The 15,897-nt window shown below is 68.2% G+C and carries 12 protein-coding genes; 8 read left to right on the top strand and 4 right to left on the bottom strand.

The window, feature by feature from the left end; translation table 11 throughout:
• The first annotated feature begins 84 nt into the window (after positions 1 to 84).
• A complete protein-coding gene (locus EV652_RS06360; protein ID WP_132208048.1) occupies positions 85 to 1,605 on the top strand; it encodes an MFS transporter in 1,521 nt (506 codons plus the stop codon).
• Here the strand turns inward: EV652_RS06360 and EV652_RS06355 are convergent.
• Together EV652_RS06355 and EV652_RS44500 are read right to left on the bottom strand one after the other, a co-directional pair.
• Complete coding sequence (locus EV652_RS06355; RefSeq protein WP_132208047.1) at positions 1,582 to 2,895, bottom strand: ABC1 kinase family protein; 1,314 nt, start codon at positions 2,893 to 2,895, stop codon at positions 1,582 to 1,584. The genes EV652_RS06360 and EV652_RS06355 overlap by 24 nt on opposite strands.
• 266 nt (positions 2,896 to 3,161) lie before the next feature.
• The gene (locus EV652_RS44500) at positions 3,162 to 3,320 is read right to left on the bottom strand and encodes a DUF5679 domain-containing protein (protein WP_012922897.1); all 159 of its coding nucleotides are present in this window, start codon (positions 3,318 to 3,320) and stop codon (positions 3,162 to 3,164) included.
• A 522-nt stretch (positions 3,321 to 3,842) separates the two neighbouring features.
• Between EV652_RS44500 and EV652_RS06350 the strand changes: the two genes are divergently transcribed.
• From EV652_RS06350 to EV652_RS06340, 3 genes are all read left to right on the top strand, one after another.
• Complete coding sequence (locus tag EV652_RS06350) at positions 3,843 to 4,379, top strand: M48 family metallopeptidase (protein WP_132208046.1); 537 nt, start codon at positions 3,843 to 3,845, stop codon at positions 4,377 to 4,379.
• Positions 4,380 to 4,688: 309 nt separating this feature from the next.
• Positions 4,689 to 6,878: an MMPL family transporter gene (locus tag EV652_RS06345; RefSeq protein ID WP_132208045.1), complete on the top strand. Its 2,190-nt coding sequence runs from the start codon at positions 4,689 to 4,691 to the stop codon at positions 6,876 to 6,878.
• Between the two features lie 120 nt (positions 6,879 to 6,998).
• Positions 6,999 to 7,673 carry a nucleoside/nucleotide kinase family protein gene (locus EV652_RS06340; RefSeq protein WP_132208044.1) on the top strand — a complete coding sequence of 225 codons (675 nt, stop codon included), beginning with the start codon at positions 6,999 to 7,001 and terminating at the stop codon, positions 7,671 to 7,673.
• A gap of 28 nt (positions 7,674 to 7,701) precedes the next feature.
• Here the strand turns inward: EV652_RS06340 and EV652_RS06335 are convergent, their stop codons facing one another.
• Positions 7,702 to 8,250: a CGNR zinc finger domain-containing protein gene (locus tag EV652_RS06335; RefSeq protein ID WP_242001597.1), complete on the bottom strand. Its 549-nt coding sequence runs from the start codon at positions 8,248 to 8,250 to the stop codon at positions 7,702 to 7,704.
• Positions 8,251 to 8,498: 248 nt separating this feature from the next.
• Here EV652_RS06335 and EV652_RS06330 point away from each other — a divergent pair, with 248 nt between their 5' ends.
• Complete coding sequence (locus EV652_RS06330; RefSeq protein ID WP_369409997.1) at positions 8,499 to 9,677, top strand: MFS transporter; 1,179 nt, start codon at positions 8,499 to 8,501, stop codon at positions 9,675 to 9,677.
• Here the strand turns inward: EV652_RS06330 and EV652_RS06325 are convergent.
• Positions 9,652 to 11,913: an FdhF/YdeP family oxidoreductase gene (locus tag EV652_RS06325; RefSeq protein WP_132208042.1), complete on the bottom strand. Its 2,262-nt coding sequence runs from the start codon at positions 11,911 to 11,913 to the stop codon at positions 9,652 to 9,654. The two genes, EV652_RS06330 and EV652_RS06325, sit on opposite strands and share 26 nt — an antisense overlap.
• Positions 11,914 to 12,060: 147 nt before the next feature.
• Between EV652_RS06325 and EV652_RS06320 the strand changes: the two genes are divergently transcribed.
• The 3 genes from EV652_RS06320 to EV652_RS06310 are packed head-to-tail and all read left to right on the top strand — an operon-like array spanning position 12,061 to position 15,892.
• Positions 12,061 to 12,789, top strand: a complete 729-nt coding sequence (locus tag EV652_RS06320; RefSeq protein ID WP_132208041.1) for a 3-hydroxybutyrate dehydrogenase — start codon at positions 12,061 to 12,063, stop codon at positions 12,787 to 12,789.
• A gap of 17 nt (positions 12,790 to 12,806) precedes the next feature.
• Positions 12,807 to 14,108: an MFS transporter gene (locus EV652_RS06315; RefSeq protein ID WP_132208040.1), complete on the top strand. Its 1,302-nt coding sequence runs from the start codon at positions 12,807 to 12,809 to the stop codon at positions 14,106 to 14,108.
• A gap of 17 nt (positions 14,109 to 14,125) precedes the next feature.
• The gene (locus EV652_RS06310) at positions 14,126 to 15,892 is read left to right on the top strand and encodes a helix-turn-helix domain-containing protein (RefSeq protein ID WP_132208039.1); all 1,767 of its coding nucleotides are present in this window, start codon (positions 14,126 to 14,128) and stop codon (positions 15,890 to 15,892) included.
• Positions 15,893 to 15,897 lie beyond the last annotated feature (5 nt).

Below are 15,897 nucleotides of genomic sequence, written 5' to 3'. Positions count from 1 at the left end.
AAACAGCTGAACCGGATGTCGATCCGGCGGTGATCCGTCCGACGCAGGAGTGAAGGCAGATACTCCAGCGGAAGGACCGGAGCAATGACCGTCACCGAGAGCGCCGCCGTGACCACCAGCCGGCGGCAGTGGATCGGGCTGGCCGTGTTGTCACTCGCCACGCTGCTGGTGTCGCTGGACCTGTTCGTGATGCTGCTCGCGGTCCCGGCGGTGACCGAGGCCCTCGGTGCGACCGGCAGCCAGCAGCTGTGGATCCTGGACGTGTACGGGTTCATGGTGGCCGGGCTGATGATCACCATGGGCAACCTGGGTGACCGGATCGGCCGGCGACGCCTGCTGCTGGCCGCGGCTGCGGTCTTCGGGGTGGCTTCGGTCGTGGCGGCGTACTCGACCAGTCCCGAGATGCTGATCGGCGCCCGGGCTGTGCTCGGTCTCGCGGGTGCGGCGATCGCGCCGTGCACGCTGTCCCTGATCTCCACGCTGTTCCCGGACGCACGGCAGCGGGCGACCGCGCTGGGCGTGTGGGCGGGCTGCTTCACCGTCGGTGCGATTGTCGGCCCGATCGCCGGTGGCGTGCTGCTGGACCACTTCTGGTGGGGCTCGGCGTTCCTGATCGGCGTACCGGCGATGGCTGTGCTGCTGGCGGTCGGGCCGTTCCTGCTGCCGGAGTACCGCGACGAGAAGGCGGGCCGGCTCGACGTACCGAGTGTGGTGCTGTCGCTGGTCGCGATCCTGCCGGCGATCCACGGGCTCAAACAGTTGGCGTCGCATGGCGTGAGTACGACGGCCATCGGCGGTCTGACCGTGGGTGCGGTGTTCGGGTGGGTCTTCGTACGTCGGCAGCGTCGGCTCGCGGACCCATTGGTCGACGTACGGCTGTTCTCCCGGCGGACCTTCAGCGTGATGTTGGGCAGCATGATGACGTACTCGATGCTGTCGGGCGGTGTGATGGTGTTCGTCGCGCAGTACTTCCAGCTCGTGCAGGGGATGACCCCGCTGACCGCCGGCATCGCGCTGGTGCCCGGCATGGTCACCTCGACCGTGGCCTTCCAGCTGGCACCGCGGCTGGCCCGCCGGATCCGTCCTGGTGTGCTGATCCCGGGTGGCATGGCGTTCACGATCGTCGGGATGGCTGTGATGACTCAGGCGACGTCTACCGCCGTACTGGTGGTCGCCTTCGCTGTGCAGTGCCTGGGCGCGGCGCCGCTGATCACGCTGGGCACCAACCTGGTGATCGGGTCTGTGCCGCCGGAGAAGGCCGGCGCGGCCGGTGCGCTGACTCAGACGGGTAACGAGTTCGGGTACTCATTGGGCATCGCCGTACTGGGCAGTGTGGTCACCGCGACGTACCGCAGCCAGATGGGCGGGCAGGGCGGTAGTTCACTGGGGGAGGCCATCAGCGGTGCGGTGCCGGCCGCCGTACTGGACGCAGCTCGCGACGCATTCACTGACGGGCTTCACGTGGCTGCAGGGATCACCGTGGTCGCTCTGACGGTGAGCAGCATCCTGCTGGCCCGCACGCTCCGCTCTGAGCCGGCCTTGGACTCAGGCGCGGGCTTCGGCTCGGGCCCAGACGCGGGCTCAGACGCGGGTGAAGCCGGGTAGGAACTCGTCCAGGACGGAGCTGAACGGTGCCTCCGCCTCGAGCTGGGAGAGTACGGCGATGCCGCCGATCCAGACGCGGTGGATGAGCAGGTACGACGGTGGCAGATTGAGCTTCAGCGCCAGCGACGCGTGCGGCGAGCGGAAGTCACCGGTGCGGTTCGCCTGGGCCCGCATCCAGGCGCGGCTGAACTGGAACATCTCCGCCCGGGCCGGCTCCGCGAACGGCGCCAGGTAGTCCATCAGTTGCTCCGGGTCGATCTCCATCCGCGGCTTGATGAACCCTTCGTCCCGGAGCCCGTCGCGGACCGCGATCCCGTCGCCCTCGAGCGAGATGGTCAGCAGCCGCCCGATCGCGGGCGGCAGCCCGTCCGGCAGCCGCGCGCAGAGCCCGAAGTCGACCACGCCGAGGCGTCCGTCCGGCATCACCCGGAAGTTCCCCGGATGCGGGTCGGAGTGCAGCAGCCCGGCCAGCCTCGGCCCGCTGAACATGAACCGGACGTACTTCAGCCCGATCTCGTCCCGCTCCTGCTTGGTGCCGTCGGTGATGAACGACGACAGCGGCCGGCCCTCGATCCACTCCGACACGATGACGCTCGGGGAGTGCTTGATGACCCGGGGGACGACGAACTCCGGGTGGCCCTTGAAGGCGTCGGCGTACTGCTGCTGCGCCTGTGCCTCGCGGTCGTAGTCGAGCTCCTCGCCGATCCGCTCCTGCAACTCGGTGACGAGTGGCTTCATGTCGAGCCCGGGGACCAGCGTGCCGAAGGTCCGGGCGAACCGGCCGAGCTGGCGCAGGTCCGCGCGCAGCGCCTCGGCGGCGCCCGGATACTGCAGCTTGATCGCGACCTCGCGGCCGTCCTTCAGCGTGCCGCGATGCACCTGGCCGATCGAGGCGGCGGCCGCGGGCAGGTCGTCGAACTCCTCGAACCGGTCCCGCCAGCGCCTGCCCAGCTCCCGCGACAGGATCGTGTGCACGGTCGAGGCCGGCATCGGCGGGGCGGAGTCCTGCAGCTTGGTCAGGGTCGCCCGGTACGGCGCCGCGAGCTCCTCCGGCATCGCGGACTCCATCAGGCTGAGCATCTGCCCGAACTTCATCGCGCCGCCCTTGAGCTCACCCAGGACGGCGAACAACTGGTCGGCGGTCCGGCGCTGGAACTCCGCCATCACGGTCTCGGCCGGCGCACCGCCGATCCGCTTGCCGAGCCCGACCGTCGCCCGGCCGGCGGCACCGAGCGGCAGGCTGGCGAGCTTCGCGGTCCGGCTCAGCGCTTTACGGGGAAGGTCCGACACCCCCCCATTCTGTCGGGTCGCCCAAGCCGGAGCCCCGTCGGGGCACCGGCATGTCGTGTACGGCGTACGCCGTACCACCGGCTGTGGACGGCAGCCGGCCAGCCTTTGCGTCCTCGCCGGGGGATCCCTCGCGTCTCCCGGCCCCTGACTCGCCCGCACGTCCGTTGCTCCGAGCCCGGCCGTCAGGCCGGCTCACGGAGGGTGCGGAACGACGAAGGGCGGTGTCCGGCACACGTGTGCCGAACACCGCCCCACGACTTGGTGCGTCAGGCCTTGCCGAGGATCCGGTTCAGGTTCGTACCGCACTCGGGGCACTTGGCCTTGGCCATGCGCGTGCCCTTGTCGTTGACCTTGACCTCGCCGTCGGCGGTGCGCTTGGCCTTGCACTTGACGCAGTAGAACTCGCCGCTCCAGGTCTCTGCCATGAGGGCCCTCTCCTTGCTCTGAATACCAGCCCGGGTTCTCGCCCCAGGTTGTCGTGGATGCTAACGGCAGACCGTCCTGCCGTAGGCCGTTCGGCCCAGTCGGGATTCACCCTACGGCAGCCAGGCGCACGCTCAAGCGCACCGCCCGGCCAGCGCGCCGCTGGGTCTCCCCGAGGAAAGCCCTTTCCGCACTGTCTGGTCACACAGAGCAGGCTCCCGGGTATCCGCCTTCGGAACCGCTCGGCTTCCCCTCCGAACGGCCCCGGAGGCGATCCGGGAGCCTGCTGACGTCGACGCTAAGAGGCGCGGGCGGCGCAGGCAAGGGCCCGTTGTCCACCCCTGTGGATAACCCTGTGTGCAACCTGTGGGGCGCGCCGCCGGTCACTGTGGACAGGCGGGGGAACATGATGTGAACAACCGGAATCCAGCGACCCAAGATCTGGCGTCTGACCTGCGGAAACGTCGATGCACAGGATGTGGACGGAAGAAAGTTGTCGGATTCGGGGGGTACATTTTTGACCCATGGCCGACTCCCCACCGCGCCCGATCCCTCCGTATGTGGATATCCGTCGCAGCAAGCGGCGCAAGCGGACCGTCAGCGCCTACCGGGACGGCGAGCGGGTGGTCGTGCTGATGCCCGACCGGCTGTCTGCCACGGAGGAGGCGCGCTGGGTCGAGACAATGCTGGCGCGACTGGAGAAGCAGCGCAGCCGATCCCGCGTGTCGGACGAAAAATTGTTGGCCAGAGCACACGAACTCGCGTGTCGCCACCTCCCCGAAGTGCCCGAACCTGCGTCAGTCAGGTGGGTTTCGAACCAAAACAGACGGTGGGGATCGTGCACTCCGGCGGACCGATCGATCCGGTTGTCGACTCGTTTGCAGTCGATGCCCGCCTGGGTGGTCGACTATGTGCTCATCCACGAGCTGGCCCACCTGGTCGAGCCGGCCCACAACGCCGCCTTCTGGGCCCTGGTCCACCGCTACCCCAAAGCCGAACGCGCAGAGGGCTATCTGGAGGGCATCTCCGCCGCCTCCTCCCTCAACCTCGAGGACTTCTAACCCCGGCCCGTACCCCGGCGCCCGCACCCTCCGCACCGGCACCTCCCGCACCTGCCGCGCCGCCTGCGCGCCCCGTGTATGGGCGCTACCCGCACCCGTTCGCTCACGCTGTGGCAGCAAGCCCCGGCCTCACCCTCAGCCGGGTGAGGAAAGCCGCAGGGGAGGGGTGGGGTTCTCCTCAGGGTGAAGTCGGTGGCTTCCTGCATGGTGGCGACCACCCTCCAGCGACGAGGCTTTTGAGCCGTAGCCAGTGCCGTGCCAGGCAGCGCTGGGTGGGGCGCCGGAGGGGCGCAGAGGGGCAGGAACGATATGGCCAGGGGACAGATCACGGTTCGGGCGGCGCGCTGGAGTGCCACCCATCCGTGGCGGGCGATCGCGATGTGGGTGGTCCTCGTGATCGCCTGCTTCGCACTCGGCTCCGCGACCGGCACCAAGGAGTCCGACGGAGAAGGCGACATCGGCGAGGTGACCCGGGCGGACGACATCGTCAAGTCCGGCAACTTCGCCGACCCGGATGTGGAGAGCGTGCTGATCACCGCACCGTCCGGGTCACTCGACCAGGCCGAGGCGGCCAAGGCGGCCGGCGTGGTGATCGAGCGGATGCGCGCCCTCGGTGGGGTCGCGGAGGTCGCTCAGCCGATGCCCTCGCCGAACAAAGACGCCCTGATCGTCAGGGTCACCCTGAAGGACGGCACCGATGACAATCGCGTACAGCCGCTGCTCGACACCACCGCCCAGGTCCAGCAGCAGTATCCGGACCTCCGGATCGAGGAGGTCGGCGGCCTGTCCATCGGCAAGGCTCTGGACGAGACGCTCGGCAAGGACTTCAAGCGCGCGGAGATGTTCAGCCTGCCGGTGACACTGGCGATCCTCTTAGTCGCATTCGGCGCACTCATCGCGGCCTCGGTGCCGTTGGTGCTCGCGCTGTCCGCGGTCGCCGCCGCGATCGGTCTCTCCGCAGCGGCCTCGCAGTTGGTTCCCGCGGTCGACGCGGTGAACAGCGTGATCCTGCTGATCGGTATGGCGGTCGGCGTCGACTACTCGCTCTTCTACCTCCGCCGCGAACGGGAGGAACGCGCCAAGGGCCGCGGTCACGTCGACGCGGTCGAGATCGCCGCGGCCACCTCAGGTCACGCCGTCGTCGTCTCCGGTGTTGCGGTGATCATCTCGATGGCCGGGTTGTTCCTGGCCCGTGACGCGGTGTTCTCGTCCTTCGCGGTCGGCTCGATCCTGGTCGTCGCGGTGGCCGTCATCGGCTCGCTGACCGTGCTCCCCGCCGTACTCGCGAAGCTCGGTCGCTGGGTGGACCGTCCGCGGATCCCGTTCCTCTGGCGGCTGACTGCGAGCAAGGCGAAGCCGCGGTTCTGGCCGGCCATGCTGAAGCCGGCGCTGAAGCACCCGGTTGCCACGCTGCTGGTCTCGGTCACCGCGCTGCTCGCGGTCGCGTCGCCGGCGCTGGGGATGACGCTGAAGTTCCCGGGCACCGAGGACCTGCCGCGCGACACCGCGGTGATGAAGGCGTACGACCGGCTCACCGCAGCGTTCCCGAGCACGGGCACCAGCCACGAGGTCGCCGTACGCGCCCCGGCCAACGAGCAGCCGGCGGTCAAGGCCGCTTTGGCCGACCTGGTCAAGCGGACGCAGAGCGACAAGCTGTTCGCGCAGGACGGGCTGGAGGAGCCGCGCATCTCCCAGGACGGCACGGTGACGGTGCTCGAGGTCGCCACGCCGTACGAGGGTGGAAGCCAGGAGGCACGCGATTCACTGACCAAGCTTCGCTCGGAACTGATGCCGGAGACCGTGGGCAAGGTGCCGGGAGCCGAGTACGCCGTCGGTGGCTTCGTGGCCGCGGACGTCGACTACGCGGCTCACACGAAGGCGAAGCTGCCGCTGGTGATCGGGTTCGTGCTGCTGCTGACGATGATCGTGATGATGGTGACGTTCCGGTCCGTGGTGGTCGCGCTCACCGCGATCTTCCTGAACATGCTGAGCGCGGGAGCGGCGTACGGAGTGGTCACGGCGGTCTTCCAGAACACCTGGGCCGAGGGGATTCTCGACTTCCGATCGAACGGTGCGGTGGTCTCCTGGTTGCCGCTGTTCCTCTTCGTGGTGCTGTTCGGTCTGTCGATGGACTACCACGTGTTCGTCGTCAGCCGGATCCGCGAGGCGGTGCTCCGCGGCGTACCGACCAAGCAGGCCGTTGCCGAAGGCATCACCGGCTCGGCGGGTGTGGTCACCAGCGCGGCCGCGGTCATGATCGGTGTCTTCGCGGTCTTCGCCACGCTGAGCACCCTGGACATGAAGCAGTTGGGTGTCGGCCTGGCGGTCGCGATCCTGATCGACGCGACGATCATCCGGGCGGTCGTCCTGCCGAGCATCATGACCCTGCTGGGTGATGCCAACTGGTGGGCGCCGAAGTGGCTCCGTGGCAAGCAGGCCAAGCACGCGGCCCCGCCTGCCCCGCGCGAGGAGGAGCGCGAGCTGACCCCCGTCGGTTGACAGTTATTGCGATTCGAGCGCCTCACCCGGCCGTCGTCGGGTGAGGCGCTCGCCTGTATTTCGGTGGTGGGCTGGTGACGACGACGGGTAGCGTCCTTCGCCCTGGGGCGAGGAGGCGGTGTGGAGCAGCGAGCCGAGACGTTGGCCGAGTTGGCGGAGTTGGTGCTGGCGGTTGATCGTCCGCATCCGGTGCGGGTCGCGATCGACGGGTGTTCGGCGGCGGGGAAGACCACGCTGGCGGACGAGTTGGCGCAGGTACTGCGGGATCGCACCGAGCGCGAGGTGATCCGGGTGGGGATCGACTACTTCAAGCGTGCGGTCGTGCTACGTACGGCGTACCCGGTGGACTCACCCGAGGGCTACTACCTCGACACCTGGGACAACCAGGCCATCCGCGATCGGTTGCTGATTCCGCTCGGACCAGACGGCGATCGCCGCTACACCGCCGGCCTCATGGACCCATCGGCTCAGAATGCCCTGAAGACACCAACCGCGGTGGCGGCCGAGGATGCCGTCCTGCTCGCCGACGGCGCGTTCCTCCAACGGCCAGAGCTAGATGCCTACTGGGACCTACGCGTCTACGTCGACATCACCTTCGACGAAGTACTCCGCCGCGGCATCGCCCGCGACCAGCACTGGATGACGTCCCCTGAAGCTGCCGAACATCGCTATCGCACCAAGTACATCCCCGGCGAACGCCTCTACGTCGACCAGATCCAACCGCACCTCCGCGCCCAGATCGTCCTGAACAACCAGAACCCAACCACCCCGACCCTCACCATCCGTCGCCGCTGACCCGCCCCGATCCGCCCGGCCCTGGAGGTCAGGGGGTGGGTGGGTGTTGGCGGGCTCGGTGGGTGGCTGCCTTGACCCGGCTTTGGCATTGGGGGGAGCAGAAGCGGCGCTGGGCGTTGCGGGAGACGTCGACGAAGACGCGGTCGCACTGTGGGGCTGCGCAGACCCCCAGGCGTCCGGCGAGGTCACTGCCCAGTGCGATGGCGAGACCGGCCGAGCAACCGGCGGCCCAGCCGTTGGCTAGTTCGTCGTTCGGTCCGTGGAAGTGCAGGCTCCAGGGCCGGTCCTTGCCTCGGTCCAGCTGCGGTCGCGCGTTGGTGTCGAGCAGGAGCGCGTTGACCTCCGTCGCGGCCCGGTCGAGATCTCCCGTGTGAGCCGCCTCGAACACGATCCGCATCCGGCCCGCGAGCTCCGCGAGCCGTTTCGCATCAGCTCGGCGTACGGCGGACTGCGGGTACCCGATGGCTGCCAACGCCTCCGCGACCGCTTGCGCCTCGTCGGCCGGCGTGGTGACGGGCGACCCGCCGGAGTACCCGGGCGTCAACCGGTTCACGTACTCCACAGCAGCAGCCAGCACGCTTCGCGTGTGACTATCAAACGATACTTGACCAGTCACTCCATCACTCCGTACAGTCGATCCGCGTGACTAACCATACCCCTTTAGCCAGTCACGCAGAGGAGGCCCCGGTGACCACCCCACCCCGCCCCACATCCCCACCCAGATCTTCGCCCGCACCGCCCGCAGCTCCATCGCTGGCCGCATCCTCGGCTGCACTACCGACGTCTTCGGCCGCATCCCAAGCCTCACCGCCCGCCGGGTCTTCGGTGGCGTCGGTTGGTGGGTTGCGGGGGGTGGGGGCGTCGTGGGGTGGGGTTTCGTCGGTGGTTTGGGTTTTGGTGGTGGCTCGGGCTGTTAATCGGATCGGGGCGTTTACGTTGCCGTTCCTTGGGGTCGTGCTGACTGTGGAGTTCGGGGCATCGCTGAGTCAGACCGGGCTGATCCTGGCTCTGTTCGGGGCGGCGACGATTCCGTCTCGGTTGCTTGGTGGGCAGTTGGCAGACCGGATAGGTCGCCGCCGGACGATCGTGCTCGGGCTGGCCGGGTGTGCCGTCGCTCAGACCTGGATCGCCGTCTCCGACCAGCTCTGGTCCGCGGTGCTCGCCGCCCTGTTGCTCGGTCTGGTGTTCGAGATCTACGAACCGCCCAGCCAGGCAACGATCGCCGACGTCACCGAGCCAGTCGACCGACCAGCGGCGTACGGCCTGCTCGGTGCCGCGATGGCCGCCGCCGGCGTACTGGCCGGCCTCCTCGCGGCAGCCCTCAGCCACTGGGGCCTGCGCTGGTTATTCATCGCCGACGCGCTCACCTGCCTCGCCTGTGCCGTCCTCGTCGCCCGTGCGCTCCCAGCCGACGTGCGGCCCACCAGCGAACCGACGACCACAACCACGGTATGGCGAGACCGCCGACTGCTCATCCTGCTCGCCGGCGGCACAGTCTTCGCCACCATGTACATGCAGCTGGTGATCGGCCTACCGCTCTCCCTGCTGGAACAAGGCCTGCCAACGTCAGGCACCGGTTTCATCCTCGCCGTCTCCGCGGTCACCCTGATCCTCGCCCAGCGCCTGCTCCGCGTGCAGCGACTGGATGACTTCACCTCGTTGACCATCGGCTACGCCCTGCTCGCCATCGGCCTCATCGTGAGCGCGTTCGCGGAGACTCTGACCGTCTACCTGCTGGCCACAGTCCTGTGGAGCCTCGGCGAACTGTTCCTCCTGACCCGCTACCTCACGCTGGCCTCGGGCCTCGCGCCCGACCACGCACGCGGCCGCTACCTCGCCGTCTTCGGACTCAGCTGGGGTATCGCGACCGCGATTGCGCCGCTGACCGTGACCTGGTTGCTCGAGTCGTTCGGACCCGAAGGACTCTGGCTCTCCAGTGCCGCGGTGGCCGTCGCGCTGGCGGCAAGTCAGCCGTGGTTCAGGACGAGACTGGCTCCAGCCTGACCGTCAGGCCTTTGGCAACCGGGGTATTGCTGCCCTTCGCCACGTCGTCGGCCGACATGAGCACGTTGGTCTCCGGGTAGTACGCCGCCACGCAGCCGCGTGCAGTCGGGTACGAGACCAACCGGAACCCGGAGGCCCGCCGCTCGACCCCCTCGAACTCGCTGACGATGTCGACGTACGCCCCGTCCTTCAACCCCAGCTCGGCCAGGTCGTCGGGGTTCACGAAGACCACCTCGCGCGTCCCGTGCACGCCGCGGTAGCGATCCTCCAGCCCGTAGATCGTCGTGTTGAACTGGTCGTGGCTGCGCATCGTCTGCAACAGCAACCGACCAGGTGCCGTCGGCAACCAACTCAAGTCGTTCGCGGTGAACTGCGCCTTCGCGTCGGACGTCTTGAACTCCCGCCGGTCCCGCGCCGCATGCGCCAGCAGGAACCCGCCCTCGTTCGCCCGCAGCCGCTCCTCGAAGTCCTCATACCCGTCGGCCACCCGCCCGATCCGCTGCCGGATCAGGCTGTAGTCATCGGCGAAATCCGCCCACGGAATCTCTCCCACCGACGGTACGACGGCCTGCGCCAGCCCGCAGATGATCCCGATCTCGGACTTCATCTCCGGACCGGGCGGAATCAGATTGCCGGTGGACAGATGGACGGCACCCTGCGAGTCCTCGACCGTGACCGACTGTGGACCCGCCGCGGTGTGGTCGTGATCGGTCCGCCCGAGCGTCGGCAGAATCAGCGCCTCGCGGCCGGTGATGGTGTGCGATCGGTTCAGCTTCGTCGACACGTGCACGGTCAGATCGCACTGCCGCAGCCCGCGATGCACGACCTCGGTGTCCGGCGTCGCGGACGCGAAGTTCCCGCCCATCGCGACGAACACCCGGACGGACCCGTCGCGCAACCGCCTCACCGTCGCGGCGGCGTCGATACCGTGCTCCCGCGGTGACCTGAACGCGAACTCGTGGTCGAGCCGGTCCAGGAACGCGTCCGGCATCTGCTCCCAGATCCCCATGCTGCGGTCGCCCTGGACGTTCGAGTGACCGCGCACCGGGCACGGACCGGCGCCGGGCTTGCCGATGTTTCCCTGCAGGAGGAGGACGTTGACGATCTCGCTGATCGTCGCAACCGCCTCGCGGTGCTGGGTCAGCCCCATCGCCCAGCAGATCACCGTCGCCTTGGACTTGATGAACCGCTGGGTGAACTCCTCGATCTCGGTACGACGTAGTCCGGTGGCCAGCTCGACGGCGTCCCAGTCGAGCTCGGCGTTGTGTTTCGCGTAGAGCTCGAAGCCGCTGGTGTGCGAGTCCACGAAAGCCTTGTCCAGCACGGTGCCCGGATTGTCCGCCTCGGCCTTGAGCAGAAGGTGGCCGACGGCAAGGAACAGCGCCTGGTCGCCGCCGATCCGGATCTGCAGATGCTGGTCGGCGAGCGTTGTACCCTTGCCGACCCAGCCGCTCGGGCGTTGCGGGTTCTTGAAGTTCATCAGGCCAGGCTCAGGCAGCGGGTTCACCGAGACGATGTCGGCTCCGTTGCGTTTCGCGATCTCGAGGTGGCTGAGCATCCGGGGCGCGTTGGTGCCTGGGTTCTGGCCGACGACCACGATCAGCTCGGACTCCTCCAGCATCTCCAGGGTGACCGCGCCCTTGCCACTGCCGATCACCCGGGACAGCGCCGTACCGGAGGACTCGTGGCACATGTTCGAGCAGTCGGGCAGGTTGTTGGTGCCGTAGGCGCGGACGAACAGCTGGTAGAGGAACGCAGCCTCGTTGCTGGTCCGGCCCGAGGTGTAGAAGACGGCGTCGTTCGGGTCGACGAGGGCCTTCAGGTGCCGCGCGACGACCTGGAACGCCTCGTCCCAGCCGACCGGCTCGTAGTGCGTGGCGCCGGCCCGGAGCAGCAGCGGCTCGGTGATCCGGCCGAGCTTGCCGAGCTCGAACTCGGAGATCTGGTTCAGCTGGTCGATCGAGTGGTTGGCGAAGAAGTCGCGCGGCACCCGCTTGCGGGTCGCCTCCCAGGCGACTGCCTTGGCGCCGTTCTCGCAGAACTCGGCGGCGTGCTTGCGCTTGTGGTCAGGGTCCGGCCAGGCGCAGGACGGGCAGTCGAAGCCGCCGTCCTGGTTCATCTTCTGGAAGACCTTGCCGGTCCGGACTGGGCCCATCTCGCGGAAACCGAACGTGAACGACGACAGCACCGCGGGCACGCCGGCGGCCTTCTTCTTCGGCTGTTCGATATCGACCATGTCTCCACGATAGGTCCACCTATCGTGACCCGCTGCTTCGATAGACGCGACTGTGGATAAGTAGGGCTCAGGACCACTGAACCAGGCCTGGATGTGTGACGGCGTCCCATAGTGCGGGAGCGCGCTTGATTCCTACAGTCGTCGGCCATGGAGACCCGTCGAGCCCTCGTCACCGGAGCTGCGTCCGGCATCGGCGCCGCGTGTGCCCGCCGCCTGGCGGCTGACGGTGTACAGGTGGTCGCAGTCGACTACGACGCTGCCGGTCTCGAGGCGCTCGAGGGCGTGCAGACCGTGGTAGCGGACCTGGCAGACCTGGAGAGCCTCAGCGACCTGCCGAAGGACGTGGACATCCTGGTGAACAACGCAGGGGTCCAGCAGGTCGCACCACTCGAGCAGTTCCCGCCGGAGCGGTTCAGCTACATCGTCCGGCTCATGCTCGAGTCGCCGTTCCGGTTGATCCGTCAGACCCTTCCCCACATGTACGGCGCAGGCTGGGGCCGAGTGATCAACATCAGCTCGGTACACGGTCTCCGGGCCAGTCCCTTCAAGGCGGCGTACGTCGCTGCCAAGCACGGACTGGAGGGACTCAGCAAGGTGGTCGCACTGGAGGGTGCGCCCCACGGAGTGACCAGCAACTGCGTGAACCCGGCCTATGTCCGTACGCCGCTCGTCACCGCCCAGCTCGCGGATCAAGCGGCCACCCACGGTCTGACCGAGTCAGAGGTGCTGGAGAAGGTCATGCTCGAGCCAGTCGCGGTGAAGCGCCTGATCGAGCCGGATGAAGTAGCGGAGCTGGTCGCACTACTGTGCGGTCCGGCCTCCGCCTCCATCACGGGGAGCTCGTTCGTACTCGACGGCGGCTGGACCGCCCACTAGCTCAGGAGAGCCCGTCAATGACAGCAACACAACCGGTCCAAACCCGTACGCCGATTGTCCGGGTGGTCGGCGCGAGTCTCGTCGGCACGACCGTCGAGTGGTACGACTTCTTCCTGTACGGCGTGGCCGCGTCGGTGGTGTTCGGCGAGCTGTTCTTCCCCAAGGGCGAGGAGCTCACAGGTACCCTGCTGAGCTTCGCCACCTTCGCGGTCGGGTTCTTCGCCCGTCCGATCGGGGGAGTGGTGTTCGGCCACTTCGGTGACCGTCTCGGCCGCAAGAACCTGCTGGTGCTGTCCCTGCTGATGATGGGTGTCGCCACCTTCGCCATCGGCCTGCTGCCGACGTACGCACAGGTCGGTGCGCTCGCTCCGATCCTGCTGACCGTGCTGCGGCTCATTCAGGGCTTCGCACTCGGTGGTGAGTGGGGTGGCGCTGTACTGATCGTGTCGGAGCATGGTGATCCGGCACGGCGTGGCTTCTGGGCGTCCTGGCCGCAGGCCGGTGCTCCGGCGGGTCAGCTGATCGCCAACGGCGTACTGGCCGGCCTGGCCGCGTTCCAGTCGGACGCCGCGTTCAACTCGTGGGGCTGGCGGATTCCGTTCCTGCTGTCCGCCGTACTGGTGCTGGTCGGGCTGTGGGTGCGGCTGCGGATCGAGGAGTCGCCGGTGTTCAAGGAGGCCCGGGCCAAGCAGGAGCCGACGGACAAGCTCCCGCTGCTCGAGGTGATCACCAAGTACCCGCGTGAGGTGCTGACGGCTATGGGCGCGCGGATGGCGGAGAACGTCAGCTACTACATCTTCACCATCGTCATCGCGACGTACGCCAAGGAACAACTGGGTCTGGGCAAGTCGTTCGCGCTGAACGCCGTACTGATCGGTGCAGCCATCCACTTCTGCGCCATCCCGCTGTGGGGTGCGCTGTCCGACCGGATCGGCCGGCGGCCGGTGTACCTGATCGGTGCGATCGGTGTCGGCGTGTGGGCGTTCGTCTTCATCGCACTGGTCGACACGAAGAACTTCCTCCTCGCCACCCTGGCTGTGACTGTCGGACTGGTGCTGCACGGTGCGATGTACGGGCCGCAGGCATCGTTCTTCACCGAGCTGTTCGGCACCCGGGTCCGCTACTCCGGTGTCTCGGTGGGCTACCAGCTCGCGTCGATCATCGCGGGCGGTCTGGCGCCGTTCATCGCAGTTGCACTGCTCAAGGCGTACGACTCCGGCTATGCGATCGCCGTGTACGTCGCAGTGTGTGCAGTCATCTCCATCATCGCGGTGACGTCGTACTCCGAAACGCACCGTCGGGACCTGACCAGCGTGTAGGTGGCATCATCGCCACCGTGGAGGAGCTGCTGCGGCTACTGGCCGAGGACGCGCCCGGGAGCGAGCTGGCCCGGGCGGCGGGCGAGGACGCGGTCGCGCGCGACCTCGCCCTGCGGATCCGGGCCGGTATCGACGCCAGCAAGAAGCGTGAGGCCGAGCTGTCCGCCCTGGTCGACGTCGCCCGGGAACTCGCGTCGGCCCGCGACCCGGGCGGCGTACTCGACACCATCGTCCACCGCGCCCGCACCCTGATCGGCACTGATGTCTCCTACCTGACCTTGTACGACCCCGCCCGCGGTGACACCTACATGCGGGCGACCGACGGCTCGGTATCGGCGGCCTTCCAGCAGTTGCGGCTCCCGCTCGGTGCAGGCCTCGGTGGACTGGTCGCCGAGACGTACAAGCCGTACTGGACCGCCGACTACCCGTCCGACAGCCGCTTCCGGCACACCTCGCCGATCGACCACGCGGTCGGCGAGGAAGGCCTGGTCGCTATCTGCGGTACGCCGCTCATCGTCGACGGAGCCTTCGTCGGCGTACTGTTCGCCTCCAACCGGACGCGCCGGCCGTTCAGCCGCGAAGAGGTGTCGCTACTCGGATCACTCGCTGCTCTCGCGGCCGTGACGATCGTCCAGGTGCGAGCGGCCGCCGAGACCGAGGCCGCGCTCGACCAGCTGTCCGAAGCCCACGCCGGGACCGAGCACGCGGCCGCAGCGCACGACCGCTTCGCCGACATCGTCCTGTCCGGTGGTGACGTCGACGCCATCGCCGCTGCACTGGCCGAGCTCCTGGACGTGTGGGTCGTCCTGGTCGATGCAGTCGGCAACGAATTGGCAGTCGCCGGATCGCCCGACGAGGCCGCCGTACCGTGGCAGGAGTCCGAGTCCGGCCGGTTGACGAAGATCGGAGATTGCTGGGTCGTTGCCGCGACCGCGAAAGGCGAGCGCCTCGGCGCACTGATGATCGGCGGTGTCGACGACCTCACCGACGCGGACCAGCGCATCGTCGAACGTGCCGCCGTGGTCACCGCTCTGGTGCTCCTCTTCCGCCGTCAGGCCGCCGAGCAGTCCCAGCGCGCTCAGGCAGACCTCCTGTCCGACGTACTGAGTGGCAGCGCTGACGCCAGGACCCTGGCCGACCGACTCCGTCTACTCGCTCCGAACCGTCACCACGACCGCCTGGTCGTAGCCGTCTGCCGTGGCGACCACTCCGCCGTACGAGCTCGGCTCTCCGCACCGCTGGAGGACAAGCTGGTCCTGTCTGGCCCGTACGGCGGCGACCTAGTGCTCCTGATCAGTCGGACCGACGCTCCAACCGCTGCACGCGAGTTGGCCGAAGTAGCCAAGCGCACCGGTGTCACCATCGGTGTCACCGGCCCGGCAGCGTGGGGCGACCCATTGGTCGAGTCACACCGACGGGCGGTCCACCTGGTCGCCACCATGCGCCGACTCGGCCGCAGTGGTGGGTCCGCGACGCCGGACGACCTCGGTGTCGCCGGTCTGGTCGGTGCAGCAGAGGTCGACGTACGGGCTCATGTGCAGCACGTCCTCGGCGCTGTCATCGAGTACGACGAGCAACGCGGCACCGATCTGGTCGGCACACTCCAGGCGTACTTCGCTGCCGGACAGAGCCCGACGCGCGCGGCGACTACCTTGCACATCCACCCCAACACCGTCCAGCAACGCCTGGACCGGATCACCGCCCTCCTCGGCGACGGCTGGCAACACCCCGACCAGGCCCTGGACCTCCAGGTAGCACTCCGCCTCCGCACCGCCCTCGGCTGAGGGGG

Origin of the sequence: Kribbella steppae (genome assembly GCF_004342025.1) — a bacterium.
Taxonomy (GTDB): domain Bacteria; phylum Actinomycetota; class Actinomycetes; order Propionibacteriales; family Kribbellaceae; genus Kribbella; species Kribbella steppae.
The sequence above is the reverse complement of the archived record's forward strand: the minus strand, read 5'-3'. Positions and strand labels throughout refer to the sequence as shown.